General features: G+C 68.4%; 26 protein-coding genes. 7 read left to right on the forward strand and 19 right to left on the reverse strand.

Features of this window, described 5'->3' with window-relative positions:
* Nucleotides 1-13: 13 nt before the first annotated feature.
* The 7 genes from ABT313_RS24685 to ABT313_RS24715 all read right to left on the reverse strand — a co-directional run bounded on the left by ABT313_RS24685 (nucleotide 14) and on the right by ABT313_RS24715 (nucleotide 5,788).
* Nucleotides 14-1,141, reverse strand: a complete 1,128-nt coding sequence (locus ABT313_RS24685; protein WP_350858259.1) for a resuscitation-promoting factor — start codon at nucleotides 1,139-1,141, stop codon at nucleotides 14-16.
* A 226-nt stretch (nucleotides 1,142-1,367) separates the two neighbouring features.
* Entirely contained in the window at nucleotides 1,368-1,982 is a 615-nt protein-coding gene (locus ABT313_RS24690) for a nitroreductase family protein (protein ID WP_350858262.1), read from the reverse strand.
* Entirely contained in the window at nucleotides 1,969-3,003 is a 1,035-nt protein-coding gene (locus ABT313_RS24695; protein ID WP_350858265.1) for an ornithine cyclodeaminase family protein, read from the reverse strand. Before ABT313_RS24695 ends, ABT313_RS24690 begins: the two co-directional genes overlap by 14 nt.
* Entirely contained in the window at nucleotides 2,885-4,012 is a 1,128-nt protein-coding gene (locus ABT313_RS24700) for a hypothetical protein (RefSeq protein ID WP_350858268.1), read from the reverse strand. Before ABT313_RS24700 ends, ABT313_RS24695 begins: the two co-directional genes overlap by 119 nt.
* Nucleotides 4,009-4,428: a hypothetical protein gene (locus ABT313_RS24705; RefSeq protein ID WP_350858271.1), complete on the reverse strand. Its 420-nt coding sequence runs from the start codon at nucleotides 4,426-4,428 to the stop codon at nucleotides 4,009-4,011. The genes ABT313_RS24700 and ABT313_RS24705 overlap by 4 nt, the downstream gene beginning before the upstream one ends.
* 24 nt (nucleotides 4,429-4,452) lie before the next feature.
* Complete coding sequence (locus ABT313_RS24710) at nucleotides 4,453-5,256, reverse strand: TatD family hydrolase (protein WP_502884020.1); 804 nt, start codon at nucleotides 5,254-5,256, stop codon at nucleotides 4,453-4,455.
* Nucleotides 5,257-5,374: 118 nt separating this feature from the next.
* Nucleotides 5,375-5,788: an SRPBCC family protein gene (locus ABT313_RS24715; RefSeq protein WP_350858276.1), complete on the reverse strand. Its 414-nt coding sequence runs from the start codon at nucleotides 5,786-5,788 to the stop codon at nucleotides 5,375-5,377.
* A gap of 163 nt (nucleotides 5,789-5,951) precedes the next feature.
* Between ABT313_RS24715 and ABT313_RS24720 the strand changes: the two genes are divergently transcribed.
* Nucleotides 5,952-8,093: a discoidin domain-containing protein gene (locus tag ABT313_RS24720; RefSeq protein ID WP_350858279.1), complete on the forward strand. Its 2,142-nt coding sequence runs from the start codon at nucleotides 5,952-5,954 to the stop codon at nucleotides 8,091-8,093.
* Here ABT313_RS24720 and ABT313_RS24725 read toward each other — a convergent pair.
* Nucleotides 8,065-8,982 carry a helix-turn-helix domain-containing protein gene (locus tag ABT313_RS24725; RefSeq protein WP_350858282.1) on the reverse strand — a complete coding sequence of 306 codons (918 nt, stop codon included), beginning with the start codon at nucleotides 8,980-8,982 and terminating at the stop codon, nucleotides 8,065-8,067. The genes ABT313_RS24720 and ABT313_RS24725 overlap by 29 nt on opposite strands.
* Nucleotides 8,983-9,048: 66 nt before the next feature.
* Between ABT313_RS24725 and ABT313_RS24730 the strand changes: the two genes are divergently transcribed.
* Genes ABT313_RS24730 through ABT313_RS24750 form a run of 5 tightly spaced genes read left to right on the forward strand, consistent with a single transcriptional unit; the run spans nucleotide 9,049 to nucleotide 14,286 of the window.
* Nucleotides 9,049-10,377: a glycoside hydrolase family 36 protein gene (locus ABT313_RS24730; protein ID WP_350858285.1), complete on the forward strand. Its 1,329-nt coding sequence runs from the start codon at nucleotides 9,049-9,051 to the stop codon at nucleotides 10,375-10,377.
* Nucleotides 10,370-11,284, forward strand: coding sequence for a carbohydrate ABC transporter permease (locus tag ABT313_RS24735; protein ID WP_350858288.1), 915 nt, complete (start codon nucleotides 10,370-10,372; stop codon nucleotides 11,282-11,284). Before ABT313_RS24730 ends, ABT313_RS24735 begins: the two co-directional genes overlap by 8 nt.
* Nucleotides 11,281-12,090 (forward strand): carbohydrate ABC transporter permease, encoded by an 810-nt coding sequence (locus ABT313_RS24740; RefSeq protein WP_350858291.1) that lies wholly within the window; start codon nucleotides 11,281-11,283, stop codon nucleotides 12,088-12,090. The genes ABT313_RS24735 and ABT313_RS24740 overlap by 4 nt, the downstream gene beginning before the upstream one ends.
* A 13-nt stretch (nucleotides 12,091-12,103) precedes the next feature.
* Nucleotides 12,104-13,378: an ABC transporter substrate-binding protein gene (locus ABT313_RS24745; protein ID WP_350858294.1), complete on the forward strand. Its 1,275-nt coding sequence runs from the start codon at nucleotides 12,104-12,106 to the stop codon at nucleotides 13,376-13,378.
* On the forward strand, nucleotides 13,375-14,286 hold the full coding sequence (locus ABT313_RS24750; RefSeq protein ID WP_350858297.1) for a phytanoyl-CoA dioxygenase family protein: 912 nt from the start codon (nucleotides 13,375-13,377) through the stop codon (nucleotides 14,284-14,286). The genes ABT313_RS24745 and ABT313_RS24750 overlap by 4 nt, the downstream gene beginning before the upstream one ends.
* Here the strand turns inward: ABT313_RS24750 and ABT313_RS24755 are convergent.
* The 3 genes from ABT313_RS24755 to rsmI all read right to left on the reverse strand — a co-directional run bounded on the left by ABT313_RS24755 (nucleotide 14,277) and on the right by rsmI (nucleotide 17,716).
* Nucleotides 14,277-15,194: an NADP-dependent oxidoreductase gene (locus tag ABT313_RS24755; RefSeq protein WP_350858300.1), complete on the reverse strand. Its 918-nt coding sequence runs from the start codon at nucleotides 15,192-15,194 to the stop codon at nucleotides 14,277-14,279. The two genes, ABT313_RS24750 and ABT313_RS24755, sit on opposite strands and share 10 nt — an antisense overlap.
* Nucleotides 15,195-15,279: 85 nt before the next feature.
* On the reverse strand, nucleotides 15,280-16,845 hold the full coding sequence (gene metG, locus ABT313_RS24760) for a methionine--tRNA ligase (protein ID WP_350858303.1): 1,566 nt from the start codon (nucleotides 16,843-16,845) through the stop codon (nucleotides 15,280-15,282).
* A 28-nt stretch (nucleotides 16,846-16,873) separates the two neighbouring features.
* The gene (gene rsmI / locus ABT313_RS24765) at nucleotides 16,874-17,716 is read right to left on the reverse strand and encodes a 16S rRNA (cytidine(1402)-2'-O)-methyltransferase (protein WP_350858305.1); all 843 of its coding nucleotides are present in this window, start codon (nucleotides 17,714-17,716) and stop codon (nucleotides 16,874-16,876) included.
* 195 nt (nucleotides 17,717-17,911) lie between these two features.
* On the opposite strand from rsmI, the gene ABT313_RS24770 reads away from it, so the two are divergent.
* Nucleotides 17,912-19,495 (forward strand): dolichyl-phosphate-mannose--protein mannosyltransferase, encoded by a 1,584-nt coding sequence (locus tag ABT313_RS24770; RefSeq protein WP_350860198.1) that lies wholly within the window; start codon nucleotides 17,912-17,914, stop codon nucleotides 19,493-19,495.
* Nucleotide 19,496: 1 nt separating this feature from the next.
* Here ABT313_RS24770 and ABT313_RS24775 read toward each other — a convergent pair whose 3' ends face one another.
* From ABT313_RS24775 to ABT313_RS24810, 8 genes are all read right to left on the reverse strand, one after another.
* Complete coding sequence (locus ABT313_RS24775; RefSeq protein WP_350858308.1) at nucleotides 19,497-19,934, reverse strand: GNAT family N-acetyltransferase; 438 nt, start codon at nucleotides 19,932-19,934, stop codon at nucleotides 19,497-19,499.
* Between the two features lie 41 nt (nucleotides 19,935-19,975).
* Nucleotides 19,976-20,653, reverse strand: a complete 678-nt coding sequence (locus ABT313_RS24780; RefSeq protein WP_350858311.1) for a DUF1707 SHOCT-like domain-containing protein — start codon at nucleotides 20,651-20,653, stop codon at nucleotides 19,976-19,978.
* Nucleotides 20,654-20,716: 63 nt separating this feature from the next.
* Nucleotides 20,717-21,922, reverse strand: a complete 1,206-nt coding sequence (locus ABT313_RS24785) for an MFS transporter (RefSeq protein WP_350858315.1) — start codon at nucleotides 21,920-21,922, stop codon at nucleotides 20,717-20,719.
* On the reverse strand, nucleotides 21,919-22,716 hold the full coding sequence (locus ABT313_RS24790) for a Rossmann-like domain-containing protein (protein ID WP_350858318.1): 798 nt from the start codon (nucleotides 22,714-22,716) through the stop codon (nucleotides 21,919-21,921). Before ABT313_RS24790 ends, ABT313_RS24785 begins: the two co-directional genes overlap by 4 nt.
* Complete coding sequence (locus tag ABT313_RS24795) at nucleotides 22,713-23,276, reverse strand: phytanoyl-CoA dioxygenase family protein (RefSeq protein ID WP_350858321.1); 564 nt, start codon at nucleotides 23,274-23,276, stop codon at nucleotides 22,713-22,715. The genes ABT313_RS24790 and ABT313_RS24795 overlap by 4 nt, the downstream gene beginning before the upstream one ends.
* A gap of 9 nt (nucleotides 23,277-23,285) precedes the next feature.
* Nucleotides 23,286-24,344, reverse strand: coding sequence for a pyridoxal-phosphate dependent enzyme (locus tag ABT313_RS24800; RefSeq protein WP_350858324.1), 1,059 nt, complete (start codon nucleotides 24,342-24,344; stop codon nucleotides 23,286-23,288).
* Complete coding sequence (locus ABT313_RS24805; protein ID WP_350858327.1) at nucleotides 24,341-25,861, reverse strand: ABC transporter ATP-binding protein; 1,521 nt, start codon at nucleotides 25,859-25,861, stop codon at nucleotides 24,341-24,343. The genes ABT313_RS24800 and ABT313_RS24805 overlap by 4 nt, the downstream gene beginning before the upstream one ends.
* The gene (locus tag ABT313_RS24810; protein WP_350858330.1) at nucleotides 25,858-26,616 is read right to left on the reverse strand and encodes an ABC transporter permease; all 759 of its coding nucleotides are present in this window, start codon (nucleotides 26,614-26,616) and stop codon (nucleotides 25,858-25,860) included. Before ABT313_RS24810 ends, ABT313_RS24805 begins: the two co-directional genes overlap by 4 nt.
* Nucleotides 26,617-26,668 lie beyond the last annotated feature (52 nt).

Raw genomic sequence — 26,668 nt, forward strand, 5'->3', positions numbered from 1 at the left:
CAGTGTGTCAGGCTCAAGCCTTCTTGCCGCACACCGGCCAGGCGCCGTAGCCACCGCGGTCGGCCTTGACCTTCTCCGCGATCGCGATCTGCTGCGCCTTCGAGGCACCGTTGGCGTTGTTGGCGTACGCCGTACCGCCGTAGGCCGCCCAGGTGCCGTGGTCGAACTGGAGACCGCCGTAGTACCCGTTGCCGGTGTTCGCGGCCCAGTTGCCGCCGGACTCACACGCGGCGATCCGGTCCCACGCGCCACCACTGCTGGTGGGGGTCGACGGCTTCTCGTCCGTCGTCGTGGTGGGCTCCTCCGGCTTGGGCTTGGTGCCGACCAGGACCTTCTCGTCGACCGGCGCGGTGACGACCTTCGACGAGACCACCTTCGTGGTCGACAGCTTGCCGTCCAGGTAGGTGTACAGGTACGTGACGGCGGTAGAGCCGTTCGTACCCTTGGCCGTGGTCTTCGTGGTGCCCTCGACCAGCGTCGCCGACTTGGTCTCGTCGGTGCCGTGCGCAACCGCCACGGTCTTGGTGACCTGCTTCTGCACGACCTGCACGAAGCCGATCTTGTTGACGCCGAGCTTCAGCGGGGTGGCGGCGGCCGGGGTGATCCGGTCGTCGGAGTCCCAGCGGATCTTCGCCTCGGTCAGGGCCTCGCCGACGGTGCCGGCCAGCGACTTGATCGTCGCGATCTTGCCCAGGTGGACGATCTGCACGGTCTTCGGGGTCTTCACGACCAGCTCCAGCCCCTCGCGCCCGAGCGGGGCGCTACGGCTGGTGGAGAGCTGGGCCCCGTCGTACCGCAGACCGAGGTCGGCGAGCGCTTCGTTCACGCTGTCGGCGGTGGTCCAGTAGGCCTTCTTGGTGCCGTCGGCGTTGACGGTCAGCTCGCGACCGTACTGGACCGAGATCTCCTGGCCGTCCTTGAGCTTGGAGTCCGGACCCGGCGCGACCACGTCGTGTGCGCCGATCTGAACTTTCTCGGCCTTCAGGGCGTCTGCCACGGTGGAGCCGAAGGTGTGCACCTTCCGCACCTGGCCGTCGACGGAGAGACTGACCGTCTTGCTCTTCGCGGCATACGCCACGGAGCCGCCCGCGACGGCGAACGCAGCCGTCGCACCGACGGCCACGATGATGGACTTACGCACTAACGCTCCCAGGTAGGGCTACCCGGGCACGGGGTGGGACAGCACAGGCACCGACCGCCGACGCCGGACTGGCTGCCCGGAGCTTCTGGTCCCGCCGAGGGGTTGTGCTGCCCGGAATCTTCCCCGATCCCGGCCAACATCACGGGACCATAACGAAGATATGCCGGAAGTGCCAATCCCCTGGTCGGCGAGTCGTAAAAGGGTGTAACGGGGCCGACATGCCTCGTTACGCCAGGTGATTGCCCCACTGGCCGCGATGCACCACTTCGGCGGTCGTCCGGCGACCCCGTTTCAGCGACGGGGACCGCTTGTCCGGGGCCCGGTACCCGATCGACAGCACCCCGACCAGATCGAACCCCTCGGGTACGCCGAACTCCTTCAGCAGCCGGCCCGCTTTGTCCGCAGGAGGCCCGAAAAAGCAGGCTCCCAGGCCTTCGTCGACGACGGTCTGCAGCATCAGCAGGACCGCCATCCCGGTGTCGACGTACCAGTACGGCGCCGTCCAACGGCCCTCGTCGCGATCGGTCCAGCCCTTGTCCGGTTCGGTGTACCGATCGAGGTACGCGTCCTTGTGCGCGAACGCGAGAACGAGCAGCGGCGCGCGCCGCAGGCCTGTGATCCACTCCACATACTTCTCGTCCGGATCCTCGGCCGCGATCCGCCAGTACCGCTCCCGCTCGTCGCCCTCGAGTGTCAGGAACGCCCACCCCTGGCTGAACCCGCCTGACGGCGCCCGGAGACCGTTCTCCAGGATCCGCTCCCGTACCTCGTCCGGCACCACCCGGTCCGGGTCGTAGTTCCGCACCATGCGCCGCCGCCGGACAACCTCACTGAACTCCATGCCCACTGTCTATCAGCCGAGCCAGCAGGTACGCCTCGGTCCCGGCCAGCCCGACCGAGCAGAACAGCACGGTCACGCCGGTCACGTCGCCGCTCAGGGCCGCGCCCAGGCTGGTCAGGCGGTCGTGCTGCGGGGTGCCGGTGAGGATGAACGGCGGGTCGTACGCCCGGGTCTGCGCGATCGAGTCCGTGACGACCAGATCCGCCCGATCGATCAACTCCGGCCCGAACTCCGCCCGGCCGCGCTGCTTCGGTCCGAGCGTGGTGACGAAGGCACCGTCCTCGATCCACGCCGGGTCGATCACCGGCGTCGGGCTGTTGGTCGCGAGTACGACAACATCCGCGCCCTCGACCGCTTGTTGCGCTGAGTCGACCGCGGTTGCGGGCAGTCCGAGTTCCTCGGAAGCCCTTGCAACAAAGGCGATTCGCCGTTCGTGGTCGCGACTGAACACTCGCACGCTCGACAGTCGCCGTACGGCGGAGATCGCCCAGAGCTGGGTGAAGGCTTGCGTGCCTGTCCCGATCAACGCGAGGGTCTCGGCCCCCGGCTTCGCCAACGCATCGACAGCCACACCACCGATCGCCCCGACCCGCCGCGGCCCCAGTTCGTTGCCCACAGCAATCGCCCGGACCTCGCCTGTCGCCCAGTCCTGCAACACAACAACCTGCTGCCCCGGTTCGACATCGAACGAGTCGTACGACCGGTACCCGTACCACTCCCCCTCCAACGCCCCGGTGGTAAACACCAGTCGCCCAGCGCCTAGATCCGTGCTGACCCGAGGCGGCGTACGCAACCGCCCCTCATGAGCCGCAACAACCGCCTCCCGCATCCACCCAACAGCTTCGTCCGCCCGCAACCGAGCCCGAACATCAGCGTCACTCAGGACAGTTACCACGACCCACCTACCGATCCGGTTGCCTGGGACCACCAGGCTGAGACCGAGTCGTCTGTTGTCCCCGCCGCGCTTCACCCTGCTCCGACGGTGCCTGGTCAGCGGCACCAACCGCCCGCTTAGCCGCACCAGCAGCCGGCGCCTGAGGGGCAGTCAGAGCTCGCAACCGTTTGAGATCCGACGGGAGGTCGCCCCGGGCTTGGCGAACAGCCTGGTTCAGCCGGGACCCAGGCCGCTGGGCTTCTTGCTGAGCACGCTGCGTCTTCTCGATGCGGTACTTGCGTTCGATGCGGTTGAGTTCTTGGTCCAGGCCGGCGATGGCGTTCTGAGCGGCCTGCACGCCCTTCTCGGCCTTCTGGTCACTCCCCAGCGAGTCGTCGGCTTCGACAGCAGCCAGCCCGTCGAGGGATTCGCGCAGTGGAGCGACCAGTTGTTTGCGTACCTCGGCGCGATGCGCCTCAGGCATGAGACCAGTCTCGACAAACCGCTCATCGATCATCAGGTCGACCGCGACGTTCCAGCGTTGGCTGTCGTCGGCGCACATCAGCTTCTGGGTGACCTCGTCGCTGGTCAGACCACTACGATCTGCCACCGCCTTGTCGAGCACCCGGACAGCAGGCGTGAAGGCCTCGTACGCATCCACCCCCGGCTGTGCCAGCACCGCGGCCTCGACCTTCTCCAGGCCTGCATCGGCGAAGACGTCGATGATGACCTTGTCGACGTTGCGCTTCGTCCAGTGCTCCGTGCGGCCTTCGTCGTAGGCACCTGCCGCGGCGTCGTACGGGTAAGCCTCCGGTGCCGACATGTCGCCACGAGGAGCCATCAGGTGAGCGGCTTCGTGCGTCAGCGTGTCCATCGCGTCGCGCAGCAGCCAGGCTTCGTCGTCGGTCAACGGGCGATCGAGATCCCGTGCCTCGCGCAACCTGTCGAGGACCTGCTCGACAGAGACCGAGATGCTGCCGTCGCCGTGGGCGCTGCCGACGGTCTCCGGATCGGTTTCTTCGAGGACACGCCCGTTCCACCGGGTCCGAGGACCATCAACACTGCCACGGACCCGCTGCTCGACGGCGTACACCACGGCGGCGACCAGCCGGTACTCCCACGACTGCGGCGAGATCTCGGCTGCGGCGTCGGTCACGATCCGCTGTCCGGGCTGTCGTCCCGAAGCCGCTCGATGTACCTCACCAAGGTGGAGTTCATCCGCAGGATCGTCATGGACTCGCGCCGTGGAGCCTGCCGGGACAACTCTCCGATCTCGCTCTTCGCACGTTGCGCGTGAGCGATCCGCTCGGCCGGTGAGCCCTCGTAGATGAGCACCTGTGCCACCAGGGCCGAGGCGCGACGGTACTGCGGGCTGGTTCCTGGTTTGGGGCCGGTGATCAGGTCGGGGAGTTTCGAGGCTCGGATCAGGGCGTGGCCGCGGGAGCGTTCGTCGGGGATCTGTTCGGCGAGGGCCTTCATCCGGGCGGTCTCGGCGGCGATCGTGGCCTCGTCGGCGCCTCGGAGTGAGTCGGCGAGCTCTAGTAGCTGGGCGTCGAAGGCGTCGTAGTCCACGGGCTCAGCGTAATGGCCGCGCGGTTACCAAGCGCCACCGAAAGCGTTGTTTGCGTTGTTGTTGAGGGCGGCGCAGAGCTCGGGGACGGAGATGTTGAGGACGTCGGCCATTTTGCGGACCGTGTGCGGGATCAGGTACGACGCGTTCGGCTTACCGCGGTACGGCGACGGCGTCAGGTACGGCGCGTCGGTCTCGACCAGGATCCGGTCGAGCGGGGTGACTGCCAGGGCGTCGCGCAGGGACTGGGCGTTCTTGAACGTGACCACGCCGGCGAAGCTGAGGAACGCGCCGCGGTTCACGCACTCGCGGGCGAACTCGGTGTCACCGGAGAAGCAGTGCATCACCAGGCGGTCCGGCACGCCCTCGCGGTCGAGGATGCGCAGGATGTCCTCGTGGGCGTCGCGGTCGTGGATCATCAGCGTCTTGCCGAGGCGCTTGGCGAGTTCGATGTGCGCGGCGAACGACTCGTGCTGCGCCGTACGCCCGTCCTCTCCGGTGCGGAAGTAGTCGAGCCCGGTCTCACCGATCACGCGGACCTTGTCCGAGCTCGACGCCAGGCGCTCGATCTCCGCGAGCGCACTGTCCAGCTCGCCGGCTTCCTTCAGCTTCGGCGCCTCGTTCGGGTGCAGGGCGACGCCGGCGATCAGGTTCGGGTACTGCGCGGCCGCCTCGACTGCCCACACCGCGCCGGGCAGGTCGCACCCGACCTGCACGATCCGGCTCACACCGACCGACGACGCCAGCTTGATCGCCTCGGCCGGGCTCAACCACGCCCCGTCCTCGCCGTCCGCGATGTCCAGATGGCAGTGCGCGTCAACCACACTCATCGGCAACGGATCCGGCACCGCCGGCCGACTCCGATCCCGAGACCGCCCATCCTCCCCGATCGCAGCCCGCTCCCGGGTCGGGCGGTCAACCTCCACACCATCAGACATACCGCCTAGGTTACTCAGCGGCTTCTTTGACCTTGGTGACGAGCATGTCCCACATGGATTGGGAGTGTTTGGCTTCTTGCTCGGTGGCGTTGTTGTCCTGGGTGAGTTTCAGGTGGGTGGCGCCGGTCAGCTCGTAGGTGAGGGTGTGGTAGTTCTCCGGTACGTCGGGTTGGCCGGTGAGGGGGCTGAAGTGGGTTAGTTTCAGCAGGCGCTCGGGCTCGACGGCGAGGATCTCGCCCTTGTCCTGGTACGGCTTGCCTTCCCATTCGCCGGTCCAGGTGATCGGGCTGCCTACCTGCCAGTCGGTCTCGACCTGGGCGCCGAACCACAGCTCCTTCAGCTTGTCGGGGCTGGTCAGCACCTCCCACACGCGCGCCGCCGGCGCGTCGATGTCGATCTCGGCCACTGCCTCATATCCAGTCATCGTCGATCTCCTCTCTCCCCTGACCGTACGGTTCCCGCTCCCCATGCGCTTGTAGAAAAGCGTCAGCCGGATCGTGCAGGAAGTCAGCACCCAAGGCCATGTCCCCGGCACACGCGGCCCAGTAGTTTGCGTCTCGGTTCCGCCCGACCGACAGGAGCAGCCGATGCCCCGGATCAGCGCAGTTCTCGCCGCCCTCAGCCTCCTCGTGGGCACAGTACAGACAGCACAGACACAGACCGCCCCACCGATCCCCGTCCAGATCCTCAGCCTGACCGACCTGCACGGGTACCTCTCGGAGACTGAGAACCTCACCATCGCCGGTCCGGAAGGCACCCAGCAGGTCGGCGGCGCCGGCTATCTCAAGGCCCACATCGACCAGCTGCGGAAGCCGAACAGCTTCCTGATCGGCTCGGGCGACCAGTTCAGCGGCTGGCCGGACTACACGCAGGCGTTCGCGAACGAGCCGACGATCGAGGTGCTGAACGCGTTCGGCATGGACTTCGACGTCGCCGGGAACCACGAGTTCGACCGCGAGTTCCCGTTCCTGCGCCGGATGCAGACCGGTGCCTGTTACGGCAAGCCCGGGTTCGACAGCTGCTTCAAGGACTCCACCGGCCGCAACTTCCACGGCACCGACTACGCGTACCACGCGGCGAACATCGTCGACCCGCGGACGAAGCGGCCGGTGCTCCCGCCGTACTGGATCGCGAAGGCCGGGTCGCAGCGGATCGGCTTCATCGGCCTCGGTTTCCCGGGTACGCCGACCGAGACGCTGTCCATCAAGGGCTCGGGATTCGAGTTCCAGGGCGTGGTCGATGCCGCGAACCGGGCCGCCGCCGAACTCAAGGCCCAGGGCGTGAACGCCATCGTGGTCAGCATGCACGAGGGCGGTCAGCAGGGTGGCCTGTACGACGAGTGCAAGAACCCGACCGGCCCGATCTTCGACGCCGCGCGGGCGTTGTCGCCGGATATCGACGTGATCCTCGGCGGCCACTGGCACACCGCGTTCAACTGCATGATCCCGGACCCGAACGGCGTACCCCGGCCGGTGCTCGAGGCAAGCAACCACGGCCGCGTCCTCGGCGAGGTCAACCTCGAGCTCGATCCCGCGACCGGTGAGGTGATCCGCTCCGCGACGACCGCGACCAACCACGCGGTCACCAAGGACGTCACGCCCGATCCGAAGATCCAGCAGATCGTGAAGTACTGGATGGACAAGTGGACGGCCCGCCAGGCGCAGCCGCTGACGAAGCTCGACCGCGATCTCGACTTCGCCCCCACGACGGAGAGCCGGACCGGCAATCTGGTCGCCGACCTCTACAAAACCGAAGCAGACGGCGACTTCGCGCTGGTGCCCGCCGACCTCGGCGTCGATGTGATCGCGGCCGGTCTCAAAGCCGGCACGGTGACGTACGGCGAAGCGTGGCCGGTCGCCGGGATCTCGCCGATCACGACGCTCTCGATGAAGGGCGCCACGGTCGAGGCTGTCCTCGAGCAGCAGTGGATCCCGCCCGCGTACGGCTGCACCCGACTGTCCGCGCTCGCGACCTCGGCGAACTTCCACTACACCTACGACCTGGGCCGGCCCGTCGGTGACCGGATCGATCCGGCGAAGGTCTTGATCAACGGGAAGCCGCTGCAGCTCGACAAGACCTACCGCGTGACGACGAGTGCGGCGATGCCGCTGCACGGAGCGCAGTACGGCTATCCGGGCTTCCAGCAATACACCCAGCTCACCCGAGCGCCGAAGATGGGTCAAGAGGTGTTCCTCAACTACCTGCGCACCCATCCGTTGCTCAAGGCACCCAGTCTGGGGCGCGTCACCGCGATCCCCGGTACGCCGCCGCCGGTCGACGGGCCGTTCGGTCCGCTGAACCTGCTGCCCCAGAGCGAGATGACGGCGACCGCCACCAGCCAGGGTTCGCCCGCGTACGCCGCTCCCGCCGCGATCGACGGCAGCTGTACGACGATGTGGCACTCGAACTGGAGCCCGCACGCCCCGCTCCCGCAGTACATCACCCTCGACCTGAAGACACCGCGCGCGATCGAAGCGCTCGTCTACACCCCGCGACAGGACGCCGACGTACCGAACGGCCGGATCTCGTCGTACGACGTCCAGACGAGCACGGACGGCGTGACCTTCACGTCGGCAGCGAAGGGATCGTGGGACGGAACGGTCGACGCCAAGATCGCACGGCTCCCGGACGGTACGACGGCCCGCTACGTGCGACTGGTCGGACTGGCCGGCGGCGCGGACTACGCGGCGGCGACCGAGCTCAATATAGCTCTAGCTCCGGGTTCCTGACCTTGGCGCGATGGGCGGTCGGCGAGATCCCGTAGCGGCGTCCGAACTGGCGGCTGAGGTAGTGCGGCGAGTCGAAGCCGACCGCTACGGCGATCTGCGCGACGGACATGTCGGTCGCCCCGAGCAGCTCGGCGGCGCGCTGCAGGCGGAGCGCGAGGACGACGTTCATGATCGAGTCGCCGACCTGCTCCTTGAACAGATGCGCCAGCCGGGAGACGGACACCTGCGCGAGCCCGGCGAGTGAGGTCAGCGTGTGCGGCCGCGCCGGGTCCGCGGTGATTGCCTCGAGCACCAGATGCACGCGGGCGTCCAGGTGCTGCGTCTCCCGGCGCAGGCTCGCGACCGCGGTCAGCAGCACCTCCTCGATACCGTTCATCGTCAGCTGGGTCGCGACACTCTTCTCCAGCAGGTGCAGCTCGGTGTCGCCGGTCGGCGAGAGCCCGGCCCGCTGCGCGTCCCGGTGCAGCCGGTCGAACGCCGACACCACCCGGTCGGTCTCCGACGACCTGGTCAGCCGTACGTACGACAACCCGGGCATTGCCTGTGGCAACGATAACCACGCGTGCCACTCACGCCGGGGTTGGAAATGCGCCCACCACGACTCCCAGTACGTGCCGACGGTGCCGTAGTCGTGCGGCGTACCCGGGCTGACCAGCACGACGTCGCCGTGGCGCAGGGTCAGCCGGTTCTCGCCGATGAGATACCGGCCCGTCCCGGACGCCGTGTACAGCAGGTACCAACTGCCCACGCCGTCCGGCCGGACGACGCGGTAGTCGCCGCCGCTGTGGAAGTGGCCGGTCACCAGTTTGCTCGGCGGCGGGATCTCGCTGTACAGCTCGATCAGCACCTGGGTAGCAAGATCGTGCTCGAAGTCAGCAGGCTCCGTCATGGTGGATCCCCTCGTCGGGGCTCCAAGATTAGCAAGATCCTGCACCTCGACGAATCGAGTTGATCCGTGCCTTTCGCCGCCCGCTACGACACCGTCGCCGAGCTCGAGTACGACGCCTCCACGCTGGTCTTCGAGCACGGCTGGCAGTCCTGGAGCCCGAGCGGCTGGTACCGGCTCGACGCGTCGCCGCCGCGGCCGACCGCCCCGAACCATCACGTGATGGCGTACCGCCCGGGCGTCGAGGCCGGCCGGTTCCAGGGCGAAGGTCTGCTCGCCGTCGCAACCGCGGGCGAGGTCACGGTCATCGCCGCGACCACGCCCGACGTCGTACCGTCCATCCGCGCCGAGGTCCGGGACGGCCGGCTGCTGATCTCCGCGGACGGCGACGTACAAGTTGCCACCAGCACGCATGCGAACCCGAACCAGGCGCTGGCCGACTGGGCCGACACGTTCGGCGCGGGCGCTCCGCCGGTCCGCGTGTTCGGTCCGTCGTGGTGCAGCTGGTACGCGTACTGGGGCAAGGTGACCGAGCGCGACGTGATGGCCGAGGTCCGCCAGTTCGACCAGCACGACCTCAGCGTCGACCTGGTCCTGCTCGACGAGGGGTACCAGGCCGCGATCGGGGACTGGCTGACGCCGCGCGACGACTTCGGATCGACCGTTCGGCTCGCCGCCGACATCCGCTCGAGCGGTCGCCGCGCCGGCATCTGGGTGGCGCCGTTCCTGGTCGGCAGCGACAGCGAGACGGCCCGCAAGCACCCCGAGTGGCTGGTCCCCGGGATCAATGCCGGCACCAACTGGGGCCAGGAGCAACTGGTCCTCGACGTCACCCACCCCGGCGCGGCACAACACCTCCAGGACGTGTTCACCGAGCTGTGCCGGCAGGGGTACGACCACTTCAAGCTCGACTTCGTGTACGCCGGCGCGATCGACGGACCGCGGCACGAGCAGCTCGACGGCATCGCGGCGTACCGGCACGGGATGCGGCTGCTGCGCGAAGCCGTCGGGCCGAACCGGATCCTGCACGGCTGCGGCGCTCCGATCCTGCCGAGCCTCGGGCTGGTCGACTGCATGCGCATCTCGCCGGACACCGATCCGTTGGTCGACCCGCCGTCCGGCGACATCAGCCAGCCGGGTCAGCGCGGCGCCCGGTCCACCTCGGTGGCACGGGAGTTCCTGCACGGCCGGTGGTGGGCCAACGATTCCGACTGCCTGATCGTGCGGCCCGACGTACAGGAGCGGGAAATCTGGGCCCAGCACATCTCTGCGGGTCCTGGCCTGCGGATGTCGAGCGACCCGATCGGCGAGCTCGACCGCTGGGGTCTGGATCGGACCCGCGAGCTGCTCGTCCCGAGCTCGCCGCGGCCGCACCCGCTGAAGGATCCCGATGCTTAGGCCCGCGCCCCGCCGCGCCCGTCGGATCGGCCAGGCGAGGCAGACGGCCGCGGCGTACGCGCTCCTCGCACCGAGCCTGGTCGGCGTACTCGGCTTCCTGCTCGCGCCGGTGGTCATCGTGCTCGTCCTGAGCCTGTTCGACTGGAAGTTGCTGTCGACACCGGAATTCATTGGACTGGCCAATTACCGCAAGCTGTTCACCGACTCCGACGTCTGGCACTCGCTCCTGGTGACGCTGTACTACGTCATCATCTGCGTGCCCGGTACGACGATCCTGTCGCTGCTGCTCGCGCTCCTGGTCGATCGCAAGCTCCGCGGGATGAAGTACTTCCGCGCGCTGCTGGTGATCCCGTGGATGGCGACCCCCGTCGCGCTCGGCCTCGTCTGGAGCTGGATCTTCGACCCGGGCCGCGGCGCCCTGAACCAGTTCCTCGGGCTGTTCGGCGTCCACGGACCGGCCTGGCTGTCGTCGCCGGTGCTGGCGATGCCGAGCGTGGCCGCGGTGCACATCTGGCAGTTCGCGGGATACAACATGCTGTTCTTCCTGGCCGGTCTGCAGAACATCCCGCCGTCGTTGCGCGAGGCATCGTCCCTGGACGGCGCCTCCCCGGTCGCGCACTTCTTCTCGATCACGCTCCCGCTGCTGCGGCCGACGATGCTGTTCGTGCTGATCACCAACGTGATCGGCTCGTTCCAGGCCTTCGACACGATCTTCGTGATGACCGAGGGCGGTCCCGGTGACAGCACCGAGGTGACGACGTACCTGATCTACGACGAGGCGTTCAAGAAGTTCGACTTCGGCTACGCGTCGACGATCTCGGTGCTGCTGTTCGCGGTGGTGCTGATCGCGACGATCTCCCAGTTCGTGTACTTCGAACGCCGTACGACCTACGAGGTGTCCGGATGAAACTGCGCATCTTCGTGTACGCCGTCCTGGTGGCCGGCTGCGTACTCGCGATCTTCCCGTACTTCCTGACCGTGCTCACCGCGTTCAAGGGCCCGGGGCAACTGTCGGAGACGATGCCGTGGGAGCCCGGGGTGCCGCCCAGCACGGCCGCGTTCCACCGGTTGTTCGCGTCGGGTTTCGGCGGCTACCTGGTCAACACGACGCTCGTCACGGCCGGGATCACCCTCGGCCAGGTCGTGTTCGCGGTGCTGGCGGCGTACGCGTTCGCACGACTGTCGTTTCCCGGCCGGGACGCGTTGTTCTGGGTCTATCTGTCGACATTGATGGTGCCGCCGGTGGTCACGATGATCCCGCTGTACCTGATGATGCAGAAGCTCGGCCTGGTCGACACCTGGGCGGGGCTGATGCTGCCGACGATGCTCGGTACGCCGTACGCGATCTTCCTGCTCCGCCAGTTCTTCCGCGGTATCCCCGCGGATCTCGAGGACGCCGCCCGGATCGACGGCGCCGGGCGGGTCCGGACGCTGGTGTCGATCGTGCTGCCGTTGTCGAAACCGATCCTGGTCACCGTCACCACGCTCGCGGTGGTCGCCAACTGGAACAGCTTCCTCTGGCCGCTGATCATCACCAGCAGCGAGGACAAGCGGTTGCTGTCGGTCGGGATCGCCTTGTTCAAGGGGGAGATCGGCGTCGACTACAACGCCGTGATGGCCGGCAGCCTGATCGCGCTGGCGCCGCTGCTGGTCCTGTTCATCGTCTTCCAGCGCTTCATCGTCCGCTCGGTCGCAGTTACCGGGCTCAAGTAGTTCGGAGGCTCTCATGTCTTTGTCCAGGAGGACTTTTCTGATCGGCGCCGGAAGTGTGCTCGCTCTCGCGGGCTGCGGCTCGTCGAACGACGCCGGCTCGGGTGGTGGCGGCAAGGTCGAGCTCGTGTACCGGTTGTGGGACGAGCAGCAGGAGATCGGCTACAAGGCGGTCTTCGCCGAGTTCACCAAGGAGAACCCGGACATCACGGTCCGGATGGAGGTGCTGCCGTGGGACCAGTACTGGACCAAGCTCACCACCGAGCTGGCCAGCGGCAAGGCGCCGGACGTGTTCTGGCTGACCGTCGACTACTTCCCTGACTTCGCCGGCAAGGGCGTCCTCGCGCCGCTCGACGACCTGATCTCGAAGGCCGGGCTCAAGCTCGACGCGTACAACCCGAACGTCGTGCAGTCGTACAAGTTCGAGGACAAGCAGCTGGGGATGCCGAAGGATATGGGCATCGTCGGACTGCTGTACAACAAGGACCTGTTCAAGAAGGCCGGCGTGACGATGCCGGCCGAGCTGACCTGGGCGCCGGACGGTTCGGGCAGCTTCCTCGAGGTCGCGCGCAAGCTGACCGTCGGCACCAAGCAGTGGGGCTTCTGCTCGTGGAACCACAACCAGACGCAGTGGCTGAACTGGATCGCGTCGAACGGCGGCCACGCGATGGACAAGCCGTACGGCACGTTCGACTTCGCCGGGCAGAAGTCGGTCGAGGCGCTGCAGTTCGCACGTGACCTGATCTTCAAGTGGAAGGTCTCGCCGGACGGCACCCGGACCAACCCGCCGACCGGGCAGGCGACCGAGATGTTCTACCGCGGCGAGGTCGCGATGTTCCCGGCCAACAACGCGCTGCTCCCGTTCGCGCTGCCGGAGGTGAAGTTCCCGATCGGGGTCGCGGCGATGCCGGCCGGACCGGCCGGGCGCACGGTGGTGATCAACGGGCTGGCCGAGACGATGTTCGCGAAGACGAAGCACCCCGACGAGGCCGGCAAGCTGGTCGCCTTCCTCGGCACGGAGAAGGCCCAACGCCTGATGGGCGACGCGGGCTACATCATCCCGGCCCTGACCGACGCCGGCGCCGGCTACCAGACCTTCTGGCAGAAGAAGGGCATCGACGTCCAGCCCTTCCTCGACTCCGCCGCCGGCTCCACCGTCAACCTCCCGATCGCCGACGGCTGGACCTCGAAGTCCACCGAGATCAACAAAGCCGCCAACGACCTCTTCCTCGACAAGACCCCCGTCTCGGACATCGCCGCGGCCATGGACAAGATCGGCAACGACAAATGAAGGAACTGACTGACTCGCTTGACCTGGTCGCGGACGCTGCTGCTCTGCGCTCGCGGTTGCAGGCTGACGGGTATTTGTTCTTCCGGGGGCTGCTGCCTCGTGATGTGGTCGGGGACGTGCACGAGCAGTTGGCGCGGATCTTGTATGACAGTGACTGGTTGGCGCGGGATGCGGATCCGCGGGAGTTGGTGGCTTCGGGGCGGGCTGTCGAGGAGGGGTCGGCTGGGTTCTTCGGGGCTTATACGGCGATTCAGAGCACGCAGGCGTTTCACGAGCTCGCCGTACGGTCGGAGTTGATCGGGCTGGCTTCGCGGTTGCTCGGTGAGGAGGCGTTCGCGCATCCGGCGCATATCTGCCGGATCGCGCCGCCGTCGCCGGGGGCGAATCCGACGCCGATCCATCAGGACTATCGGTTCATCCAGGGGTGTGTGGACACGCTGACCACCTGGCTCCCGTTGAGCGCAGCGCCTCCGGAGATCGGCGGGCTCCGGGTGTACGCCGGGTCACCGCGCCTCGGCGTACTGCCGGTGAAGGCGTCCGACGGGCCGGGCATGATGCGGGCCGAGGCCGACGAGAATCACCCGGAGTGGCGTACGACGTCGTACCAGCCGGGCGACGTACTCCTCTTCGGCAGCCTCACCGTCCACGGCGCCATGCCGAACCGCACGCGTCAACTGCGGTTGTCGGCGGACTTCCGGTATCAGGCGTTGAGCGCCCCGATGGCCCGCGACGCCCTCGGTACCGGCAAGCCCCACTACCACCCGGACGTACCCGACTTCCCAACCCTCACCCGCGGCTGGACCTCAACACACTCCGTCGAGATCCCACCCGGAGTGAACTTCGTCGACCGCTGGGACCCCCGCGTCGACGACGTACCGACACCGGCGTCCCGCTTCGCTTACGCCTGAGGCAGTACGACGACCTTGCCGCGGGCGTGGCCGGATTCGCTGAGGGCCTGGGCCTTGCCGGCGTCGGCGAGGGCGAAGGTGTCGGCGATGCGGATTGTGAGCTTGCCGTCCGCGGCGGCCTGGAGCTGGGCGTCGAGGGCGGCACGGATCTCCTCGGGGGTGCCGGTGCCGCCCCCGGAGGTCTCGATACCGAGCTTGCCGGCGGCGAAGTCGGCGATGGTGACGATCCGGTCAGTGCCGCCCCGGAGTTCGATCGACTCCTCGAGACCGCCCTGGCCGGCGGTGTCGAACACCGCGTCGACGCCCTGCGGCGCGGCCTCGCGGACCCGCTCGAGCAGCCCGTCGCCGTACGCCACCGGGATGGCGCCGATCGAGCGCAGATAGTCGTGGTTCGCGGGGGACGCGGTACCGATCACCGTCAGACCGGCCGCGGCAGCGAGCTGTACGGCGACCGAGCCGACCGCGCCCGCCGCGCCGTGGATCAGGATCGTCTCGCCCGACTTCACACCGAGCAGATCGAGCACCCGCTGCGCCGTCTCGCCCGCCACCGGCACGCCGACGGCCTGCTCCCAGCTGACACCGGCAGGCTTCAAAGTCACATTGCCGCCCAGCGCGTACTCGGCGTACGAACCGCCGCGCGACCAGCCGACCACCTCGTCGCCGACCGCGAACTCCGAGCCTTCCCCGGCCTCGTCAACCACACCGGCGACCTCGAAGCCCGGGATCGCGGGGAATTTCGCCGGCGCAAAGTCCTTCGTGAAGCCACGGCGGATCTTCGTGTCGTACGGGTTCACGCCGGCCGCCTGCACCTTGATCCGCACCTGCCCGGGCCCCGCATGCGGCTCCGGCACGTCCTGCACCGTCAGCACCCCGGGATCGCCGTACTCCTCGAACACCACAGCCCGCATGCCACAGCCTCCTCGAATTGGTTGTTGCTACAAGAAAAGGCTGCGCCGCCGCCGGGCATTCCCGGACGGCGGCGGCAACTTGCAATCAGCTCTCTTCGAGGCGGGGGAACAGCGGGTCGCCCTTGGTCAGCGTGGAGCCGGCGGGCAGCTGACCCCAGGTGCCGGCGTCCTGGACACGCTGGTCCTTCAGTGCGCCCAGCTTCTCCTCGGCGCCGAGGAGCTCCCAGAGCTTCGCGGAGGACTTCGGCATCGTCGGGTTGTGCAGCACGGCGACCGCGCGCAGCGTCTCCGCCGCGGAGTACAGGATCGTGGCGAGCCGGTCCTGCTTGGACTCGTCCTTCGCGACCTTCCACGGCTCCTGCTCCGTGACGTACCCGTTGACCGCGCCGACGAGCTCGTTGATCGCGGCCAGCGCATCCTGGAACGCGAGCGTGTCCAGCGCCTTGTCAGCGGTGGCCACGGTCTGCGCGAGCTTGTCCGCCAGCGCCTGCTCGGCCGGTCCGTGATCGGTCGGCTCCGGCAGCACGCCGTCGAAGTACTTGCCGACCATCGCCGCGATCCGGCTGGCCAGGTTGCCCAGGCCGTTCGCGAGCTCGGAGGTGTAGACCGCGCTCAGATGCTCCCAGGAGAACGAGCCGTCCGAACCGAACTGGATCGTGCGCAGGAAGTAGTACCGGAACGCGTCCGAGCCGAAGTGGTCGGTGATCTCGTGCGGCGCGATCGCGGTCAGCTTCGACTTGCTCATCTTCTCGCCGCCGACCAGCAGCCACCCATGGGCGAACACCTGGCGAGGTACGGCGACGCCGGCAGCCATCAGCATGGCCGGCCAGATCACCGCGTGGAACCGGAGGATGTCCTTACCGACCAGGTGTACGTCGACCGGCCACAGCTCCTCGAACCGCTTCGGGTCGGTGCCGTAGCCCGCGGCCGTCACGTAGTTGAGCAGCGCGTCGATCCACACGTACAGAACGTGGTCCTCGTCCCACGGCACCGGGATGCCCCAGTCGAACGTCGAGCGGGTGATCGACAGGTCCTGCAGACCCTGCTTGACGAACGCGATCACCTCGTTGCGGGCGCTGGCCGGCGCGACGAAGTCCGGCTGCTCGTCGTACAGCGCGAGCAGCTTGTCGGCGTACGCCGACAGCCGGAAGAAGTAGTTGGTCTCCGAGACCAGCTCCAGCTCGGTGCCGTGGATCATGCAGCGCTGGGTGCCGTCCTCGTCGGTCCGGATGTCCGCGGGGAGCTTGAACTCCTCACAGCCGACGCAGTACAGGCCCTCGTACTCGCCCTTGTAGACGTCGCCCTTGTCGTACAGCGTCTGCCAGAACTCACGGACCCGCTCGGTGTGGCGCTGCTCGGTGGTCCGGATGAAGTCGTCGTACGCGATGTCGACGTCCACCCAGGCCGGCTTCCACGCCTCCTCGACCAGCTTGTCCGTCCAGGCCTGCGGCGTCATGCCCTGCGCCTCGGCGCTGCGCATCACCTTCTCGCCGTGCTCGTCCGTACCCGTCAGGTACCACTTGCGCTCGCCGCGCTGCGCGTGCCAGCGCGTCAGGACGTCCCCGGCCACCGTCGTGTAGGCGCTGCCGATGTGCGGCGGGGCCGTGACGTAGTAGATCGGGGTGGTGACGTAATAGGCCTTCTCGGACATGTCTCAAGCGTAGTGGCGCGCGCGAATGCTATTTACCAGGGTCTCGTGCAGCCAGTACGGCGTCGTACACGGTCCGTTTCGGGACGTTGAAGCGCTTGGCGACATCAGCGATCGCTTGTTTGCGGTGCGTACCCGCCTCCTCGTCCTTGGCGACCTCCCGGGCCAGGTCCTCGCCGGTGACGATCTTGTCCGGGTCGGCGCCGGCCACGACGATCGTGATCTCCCCGCGGACGCCGTCCTTCGACCACGTCACGAGCTCGTCGAGCGGGCCGCGTCTGACCTCCTCGTACGTCTTGGTCAGCTCCCGGCACACCGCCGTACGCCGATCCGCGCCGAACGCCTCGGCCATCGCCTCCAGGGACGCCGTGATCCGGTGCGGCGCCTCGAAGAAGACCATCGTCCGCGGCTCGTCCTTGAGCTCGTCGAGCCGTCGCCCGCGCTCCCCCGGCTTGCGCGGCAGGAACCCTTCGAACGTGAACCGGTCCACCGGCAACCCGCTCAACGCCAGCGCCGTCAGCACCGCCGAAGGCCCCGGCACGGCCGTCACGTGCACGTCCGCCTCGATCGCCGCCGCGACCAGCCGGTACCCCGGATCCGACACGCTCGGCATCCCCGCGTCGGTCACCACCACCACGGTCTGCCCGTCCAGCAGGGCCTGCAGCAGCTCCGGGGTCCGCTCCCGCTCGTTCCCCTCGAAGTAGCTGATCACCCGCCCGCCGACCGCGATCCCCAACTCCGAGGTCAACCGCCGCAACCGCCGCGTATCCTCCGCGGCCACCACATCCGCCCCCGCCAGCACCCGCCCCAACCGCGCCGATGCATCAGAAACATCCCCAATAGGAGTCCCCGCCAGCACCAATCGCCCGGTCATCGGGCCATCATCCCAGCCCGCCGGGCAGACTCCGGGAGGCGGTGGTACCGGGGCGTCCGTACGATGGCGGGCGTGGCTGCTGTGATCGAGGATGGGACTGCGCGGCGTAGCGACGCCGGCGAGGGGCTGGAGACGCTCGGGCGGGACGTGCTCGGGAGACGGTTGCCGCCGCTCAAGGAGCGTCTGTATCCGGCCATGCCGCGGGACTTCGACGGCGGGTGGATCGCCACGCTGGCGATCACGCTGATGGCGGGCATCCTGCGGTTCTGGCATCTCAGTACGCCGGTGAAGTTCGTCTTCGACGAGACGTACTACGCCAAGGACGCCTACAGCCTGCTCAAGTTCGGCTACGCACGGCAGTTCATCGACCAGCCCGAGGGCGCCGCCGACAAGGCGATCCTGAGCGGCAACCTGGACGTCTTCAAGCCGAGCCCGAGCCTGACCGTGCACCCCGAGGTCGGCAAGTGGATGATCGCGGCGGGTGAGCAACTGTTCGGGATGAACACGTTCGGCTGGCGCTTCATGCCGGCCCTGTTCGGCACCCTGACCGTGCTGCTGCTGATCCGGACCGTACGCCGGATGACCCGCTCGACGCTGATCGGCTCGATCGCCGGCCTGCTGCTCGCGGTCGACGGCCTGCACTTCGTGATGTCCAGGGTCGCGCTCCTCGACATCTTCCTCGCGTTCTGGCTGGTCGCAGCGGTCTCCTGCCTGGTCGCTGACCGTGACTGGACCCGCCGCCGGCACGCGGACACCCTCGACACCCCGACCTCCGACGGAGAGCGCCGGACGATCGGCCGCTGGCTGCTCATCCGCCCGTGGCGCATCGCCGCCGGGATCTGCTTCGGCCTCGCGCTCGGTACGAAATGGTCCGCGGTCTGGACGCTCGCAGCGTTCGGCGTGCTCGCGTTCGCCTGGGACTTCGGCGCGCGGCGCGCTCTCGGCGTACGGTTCGCGTTCGTGAAGTCGGCGCTGGTCGACGGCATCCCGGCGTTCGTCAGCCTGGTGCTCGTCGCGGGCGTCACCTACCTCGCGACCTGGACCGGCTGGCTGTTGCACGACAACGCCTACGACCACAACTGGGCCGCGAGCAATCCGGCACACGGCGTGATGAAGGTCGTGCCCGACGACTTCCGGTCACTGCTCGAGTACCACAAGGAAGTGCTCGCGTTCCACACCGGCGACTACATCAAGCACGCCACCCACCCGTACCAGTCCAACCCGGCCGGCTGGCCGATCATCGCCCGTCCGATCGGCTTCGACGCGGTCAACGACATCAAACCCGGTACGCCGGGCTGCAACGCGCCGGCCGGGACCAACTGCCTGCAGGTGATCTCTGCCCTCGGTACGCCGCTGCTGTGGTGGGGCGGCGCGCTCGCGCTGATCGCGGCGCTGGTCTTCTGGATCGGCTCACGCGACTGGCGGTACGGCGTACCCATCGTGGGCTTCGTGACCTGCTGGGTGCCTTGGTTCGCGTTCGACGACAGACCGATCTTCTTCTTCTACGCCGTCACGATGATCCCGTTCACCGTGATGGCGGTGGCGCTGGTCCTCGGCAAGATCCTCGGCCCGGCCCGGGCGGCCGTCGGCGCCGCGGCCAGTTCGGCGGGCTCTGCGATCAGTACGGCGTCACCGCGCCGGCTGATCGGCAGCGCGGTGGTCGGCGCGTTCGTCGTACTCGTGGTGCTGAACTTCGCCTACATCTGGCCGATCCTGACCGACAAGGTCCTCCCGCACCCGGACTGGCTCAGCCGGATGTGGTTCAAGTCCTGGATCTGAGTCAGCGGCCGACGTAGTCGACGTTCTCGAACGGCCAGTCCGCGGCGAGCCAACTGCTGACGGCCTCGTACAACGGAACGTCCAGCTCGGCCCGGTCCGCGCTCACCCAGGACCGTACTTCGGTGACGCCCGGGTTCTTGCGCGACGGATAGATGTAGACGCAGCCGATCACGTCGCCGTCGATCACCGTGAAGGTGAAGCCGCGGCGCTGCACGAAATCCTCCGCGTGCCGCTGCAGGTCGCCGAGATTCGACTCCAGCGTCATCCCGTCGACCGGCGGCCAGCTGCCGCCGAAGCCCGGCGTCGCGCGGATGTGCCCGATGCTGCTGGTCCACGCGGCATGATCCGGAACGTTGTGCTCCGGGCCGAGCGGTTCCAGCCGGAACCGCGGCGTGATCAGTTCCCGGGGCGCGTCGAACTCAGCTGGGACGAAAGCCATGACCGCAGGCTATGAGGCCGCACCGGCGACCGCACACCTATTTAGTGCAGCTCGTGGTGTCCCTTGCCCTTGTTCTTCTTGCCGTGCCGCTTGGCCGACGACTGGCCGCCGACGCCGCCGAACAGCGCGAGGCCCTTGACCACGACGGTCGGCGCGTTCGGGTTCGGGTCGTCGCTGCCGCGGGCGCCGAAGCCGCCGAAGATGCCGACGCCCTCGTTCCGAACCGTCACGCCCTCGGGCACGGTGATGTCGATCCCGCCGAACACCGCGAACGCGTAGATCGTCACCTCGCGACCCTCGAAGACCGCGTTCGTCATGTCCAGGTCGTGCCCGCCGAACACAGCAAACGCGTTCGTCCGCCGCTTCACCCGCCAGCGGCCGGTCCGCTCGCCGCCGCCGAAGATCGCCACCATCGTGTCGAAGCTCTGGCTCGGGTCGGCCGGCTCCTCGATCGGGACCGGGCTGTTGGAGACCGACGGCTGTGTCACGGGCAGCGGCGCCGGCTGGGCCTGACCTGGCACGACCAGGTCGCGGGTGATCGGCTCCAGCTCGCCGAGGGTCCTTGCCTGCAACGTCTGCTCGAGGCGTTCGGCATGCTCGTCCTGCGACAACCGGCCCGACATCAGGGCGTCCCGCAGTACGTCGACGACCTGGTCACGATCGGTGTCGGACGCCCGGAGGTGCGCGTGCGGGTGCGGGCGGTCGGGCAGATTCTCCATAAGACGGAACGATATATCGAGAACGGCTCGGTGAGGACTCCGGAAAACCCCCGATCCTGACCCCTACTTCAGGCGTTGGACTCTGAGGGCACAGACCAGCGCGACGACCGTGATCGCGGCGAAGGCGAGCGCCGTCCCCGGGTAGCCGCCGACGCCGAGACCCAGGCCGCCGATCGCGGCGCCGAGGAACGTGCCGAGGCTCATGCCGGCCGCGTTGACGCTCAGCGCCGAGCCGCGGAGGTCGCCGCTACGACGCACCAGAAGCGTGGTGACGCAGGCAGCGACGGTTGCATGGCTTGCGCCCATGAGCGCGGTGAGCAGGAGGGTGAGCGGCAGCGTCGGCGAGAAGTAGAACGCCGCGACGGCGACCAGGGCGACAGTGATGCCGCCGAGCAGCAGCTTCTCGGGGCTGATCCACGCCCGGTCGGTCGCGAGATAGCGCCCGGCGAAGAGATTGCCGAGGAAGAACGACGCGCCGCTCAGCGACCACACGAGCGCGAACCAGCCCGGCGCCAGGTCGAACTTGTCGTCGTAGAACGCGGCGAGATAGGCGAGGTACCCCATGAAGGCCGCGGTGCGGAGCATGGCGACGGCGAGCAGCGGGAGCGCACCGGGGACGCGGGCGAGCTCCCGGTACGTCGCCAGGTAGCTGACCCGCTCGTTCCGTGCACGCGGCGGCTTCCGCCCACGTCCCCGCCAGAAGAACGCGGCGGACAACGCGAGCGAGATCGCCGAGGCAGCCAGCAGATTGCCGCGCCAACCCCAGATCAGTCCTGGTACGGCGAGCACCGGTGCGGCCAGCATCGCCATCGCCGAGGTCGTCGCGGACACCAGCGTCGCCGCCCGTCCCGCGGCCGCCGGCGAGCGGAACCTGTCCGCCGCTGCCGCCCCGATCGACGGCGCCAGGATCGACGTCGACGCCCCGATCAGCAGGCAGAACGCCGCCAAGGCAAACACGTTGCCTACAGCCCCTAATGCTGCCGAGATCCCGAGCAGAGCGAGCCCACCTGCGGCAACCAACTCGCGCGCCACCCGATCCATCAACGGCGCGAGCGAGACACCGACCGCGAGCGCGGCCAGTCCCCCGAGCCCGCGCAGGCCGCCGATCTCCGCGACGCTTCCTCCGGCGGTGTTGGCGATCGGCACGAGGTACATGCCGAACACGGTGAACGGAATCAGGCTCACCGTCGAGGCCAGCAGGAACGGCCACAACCGCCTGGCCATCCGGAGATCGCCAGGGACATCGGTCGAGGGCGTGAGTGTGGTCATCTGTCCGTCCGGTAGCGGTAGAGGCTGCTCGGGCGGGAGCTGAACTGGGAGAAGGGGAAAGGTTCGGCCGACAGCGCCGTGACGCCCTCGCCGAGGAACGCGCGCGCGACGGCGCTGCCCGTCTGCGCGTAGATGGCGAGCGGCTTCGCTTGCTCGCGGCAACGAGTAAGCAGGACGTCGAAGCTGCCGTTGGACAGCGTCATACCGGTGGCGACGACTGCGTCCGCCGCGTCGACCACCTCGGTCATGTCGCGCGACACCGGCAGCCCCGAGGCCGTCTCGCGAAGATTGAAGTCGCACGGGAGGCAGATCCCACCGCGGTCGGTGATCGCGTCCACGAGCGGGTTGACGACGCCGATCAACGCGACTTTGGTGCCGTCAGCAACATCCAGTAGACCGGCGACGGCCGCGTCCCGGGCGCGCGCCCGGACGCCCGGCGTACCGGCCGGGAGCACGATCTCCTCGGCCCGCTCCGACGCGTGGTGGGGCTCGACCGCGGCCAGGTAGGCGTCGAGCGCCGCGATCCGCACCGGGAGCGGATCGTCGGACGCGAGTACGTCGGCCAGGGTCCGCCCGGACGTATCCGCGCAGTACGACGGCTCCAACTCCCCCGCCTCGAACGAACACGCCCCGAAGACCTCACCGACCCGCAACAGCACGTAGTGGTTGCGGTAGGTCACGTCCGCGCCCGGCAGCCGGGTTGTGTGATGCAACCAGAAGGCGCTGGTGACATTGAAGTCGGCCGGCGAGGGAGAGCCGGCGAGAACGGCGGCGGTGAGATCAGCGACGGTCATGGGAGATCGGCCAGCCTTTCGGGGTTGTAATGCAGGGCGGACAACTCCGGGCGACCGGCCGGCTGGAAGCAGTACAGCAGCGAGCGGCGGTCGGTCGCAGTACGGTTCGGCGCAGAGCGGTGCACCGTCAGGCCGTGGAACATCAGCACCGACCCGGCCGGCGCCTCCACCGTCACCGCGCGGTCCTCGTCGACGACTGTTGGGTCCACCAGCAACCCGGTCGGGTCCAGCGGATCCCGCCGTACCGGGCGGTCGGCCGGGATCAGCTGCATCGCGCCGTTCGCGGCCGTGTTGTCGTCGAGCATCACGATGGCCAGCGCCGGATGCAGGTGCGCGACCGGCGACAGGCTGCGCACGGCCTTCCGGATCGCGTCCGGCTCCCAGTGGATGGTTGTCCCGTGCACCGTTTCCAGCCGATGCCCGTCCGGCCAGACGTTCATCGTCGTCTCACCGGCCTCGGCCGCCGCCACGACCTCGGCATGCACCTGTTCGGCCACGTCCCACAGGCGGTCGATCTCGGGTGCCGTGAACATCTCCGGCAGCAGCACATAGCCAGTCACGGGACCACACTAATGCGACGGAGTCGCAGATGGAAACGCCTCGCTGCGAGTTTGCGCCGACTCGCGGCGGTCCCAGGACATCGCGGACCACGGCACCGAGAGGTCCTCGAGGGAGTCGATCTCGAGCGGACGCATCGAGTCCATCGGGCGGGCCTCGGCATGGCGGGCGAAAGCGGACTCGACGTACCGGGTGCCGGTGTCGGCGGCCAGGAAGACGTGCTTGCGGCCGCGGTCGCAGCTGTGTTCCCACAACGCCGACAGGTACGCCGCACCCGCCGACAGCCCGGCGAACACTCCGGAAGTCCGGAGCAGATCGACCGCCGCCGACATCGCGTAGTCGAACGAGACCCAGTGCAGCCGGTCGTACAGCTCGTGCCGCACGTTGCGGAACTCGATCGAGCTCCCGATCCCGGCGATGATCATGTCCGGATCCTGCGTGTGCCCCGCCCCGAACGTGATGCTGCCGAACGGCTGCACGCCGACCAGGTTCACGTCCCGCCCGCGCTCCCGCAGGTACGCCGCGATCGCGCCGGTCGACGCGCCCGTACCCACGCCGCCGACCAGGCACAGCGGTCCGTCGGGCACCACCTCCGCGACGAGGTCCGCGACAGCGCGGTACCCGAGGTAGTGGATGTCGTCGTGGTACTGCTGCATCCAGTGGTACGTCGGGTTGTCGCGCAGGATCTCGCCGATCCGGCGGACCCGGAGGTTCTGGTCGAGCTGCAGGTTGTTCGAGGACGGCACCTGCTCGACGGTCGCGCCGAGGATCTCGAGCTGGATCTTCAGCGTCCGGTCGACCGTGGTCGAGCCGACGATGTGGCAGTTCATCCCGTACCGGTGACAGGCCAGCGCGAGCGCGTGCGCGTAGATCCCGCTCGAGGAGTCGATCAGAGTGTCACCGCGCCGGACCCGCCCGGTCTCGAGCAGGTGGCGGACGGCGCCGAGCGCGGAGTACACCTTCATGGTCTCGAACCGCAGGCAGATCAGATCGTCCCCCGAATCCGAACGGACCCGGATCGGATCGGGATCTTTGATGGCCTCCGCCAGGTGATCGTGCAGTCGCGTCATCGGCGCGGTTCGCTCCTTTGATTGATAGTCAGCACGGGCGGAGCGTGCGGGTTGCCGATCCGGGCGGCTGCCACCAGCCGGCGGGTCAGTTCGTGGTGTGGTTCGGTCGTGAGCGTCGCGGGCGGGCCTTGTTCGACCACGCGGCCCGCGTCCAGGACCAGGACCTGATCCGCGACGGCTGCGACCAGGCCGAGGTCGTGGCCGATCCAGATCAGCGCCGTACCGCGGGCCTTCAGCTCGGTGAGCAGATCGAGGACGAGCGCCGTACCGCGATCGTCGAGGGCGGTGGTGATCTCGTCGCAGATCAGTACGTCGGGGTTCGCGAGGACAGCTCGGGCGAGGGCTGCGCGTTGGAGCTCGCCGCCGGAGAGCCGGCTCGGCGGACGGGCCGCGGTGATCGCAGCGACGCCGAGCCTCGCGAGGGTGGCCCGTGCTTCTTCTCGCGCTGACTGTGCAGGCAGGCCGCGGAGGCGCTGCGCCGTACGGGCGACCTGCTGGTCGACGGGGCGACGCTCGTCGAACGAGCCGCGGACCTCCTGCCAGACATATTGGACGCGACGGTTCTGCTCGCGAGTGCGCTGGCGGAGGACCGGGAGCGGCTCGCCGTCGAGGAGGATGCGGCCGGTGTGGCGCTCATGCAGACCGGCGAGGCTGCGGGCGAGGGTCGTCTTGCCGCTGCCGGACCGCCCGACGACGCCGAGGCAGGCGCCGGCCCGGACACTCAGGTCGACGGCATGGAGTACGACGTCGCGACCGCGCGGCCGCAGCGAAGCAGACAGGTTCATTGCCTCTAGCAACGGCTGCCCGGCAGTGGAGGTTCCCGCCGTGGGCAGGCCGGGCGAGGCGGGCAGTACGTCGCCGACCACGCGGCCGGCGTCCAGAACCACGACCCGGGTCGCGAGCGCCCGGACGAGATCGAGATCGTGACTGAGCAACAAGATCCCCAGCCCGGTCCCGGTCAGTTCGCGCAACTCCTGCACCAACTGAAGCCGGGTGATCGAGTCGAGTCCGGTACTCGGTTCGTCGAGCACGAGTACCCGCGGTCGGCAGGTCAACGCCTGGGCCAGCGCGACCCGCTGCCGCTGCCCACCGGAAAACTGATGCGGAAACCTCTTCAAGGTCGCGCGGTCGCCCGGCACCTGCGAGGCACGGACAGCCTCCACGACATCGCCGTCGTGAAGCTTCGCAAGCTCGCGCAACGTCGTACCGATCCGTCGGGCCGGGTTGAGCGCGCTGCCCGGATGCTGCGGCATATACGCAACCACCCGCCCACGGACGTCGGCCGGCGTCGGCCCGTTGCTGTCGACAACCACCTGACCGCCGACCTCGACCCTGCCCTCGAGCCGTACGCCGTCACCGTGCTCGCCGAGCAACGCCAACGCGGACGTCGTCTTACCGGACCCGGAGGCGCCGACGAGCGCCGTCACCTCGCCCGCGACGACCTCGAACGACACTCCGTCCACGAGGATCGCCGACCCCGCCGTAGCCCGCAGGTTGTCGACTCGCACCACGGTCATGCTGCCGCCACCTGGCGCGACCTGTGGACGAGCCGATCGGCCAGCAGGTTGAAGCCCAAGGTGAAGGAGACCAGGAGGAGAGCCGGCGCAAGCACCGACCATGGCTGGAGCAGCAGACCTTCGCGGTTGCGGGACACGCTGACCGCCCAGTCCGGCGCGGTCGGACTCAACCCCAGTCCGAGGAAGTTGACCGAGGCAACCAGGAAGACCGCGAGCGTGATCCGCGTCCCGAGATCCGCAGCGACCGGGCCGAGCACCGAGCGTCCGACGTACCCGAGCTGGATCGCGACCCACGACTCACGCTGCATCCGCAACGCCTCGACCACCGGACCGCTGGCCGCATCCAACGCCGCCGCCCGAACGAGCCGCGCGACCGTGGGCACGTTGACCATGGCCACCGCCGCCATGATCGCCACCGCCGAAGCCCGCCAGCCGACCGCGACGACGCTGATCACAAGCAACGACGGCAACGGCAGCAGGACGTCGAGCGGCCGCATCAACCCTTCGTCCAACCACCGATGCCGGGTCGACGCCGCCACCAACCCGATCACCCCGCCCAGCACATACGCCAACACAACTGCACCGAGAGCCATCCCCAAGGCAGTACGCCCACCGACCAGCAGGAGTCCGAACACGTCCCGGCCCAGCCCGTCCGTCCCCAACAAACCCTCGGACGAGTACGGCGCTCCAGCACGCGTCTCATGTGGCAGGAACGGCCCGATGAGCGCGACCGCCGGCGGGACCAGAAGCAGCACGGCCGCCACGGCACTCTGCACAACAGGGCGACGGCCAGAGCGCGGCGAGCCG

The organism is Kribbella sp. NPDC000426 (genome assembly GCF_040300265.1).
In the GTDB taxonomy this organism is placed as follows: domain Bacteria; phylum Actinomycetota; class Actinomycetes; order Propionibacteriales; family Kribbellaceae; genus Kribbella.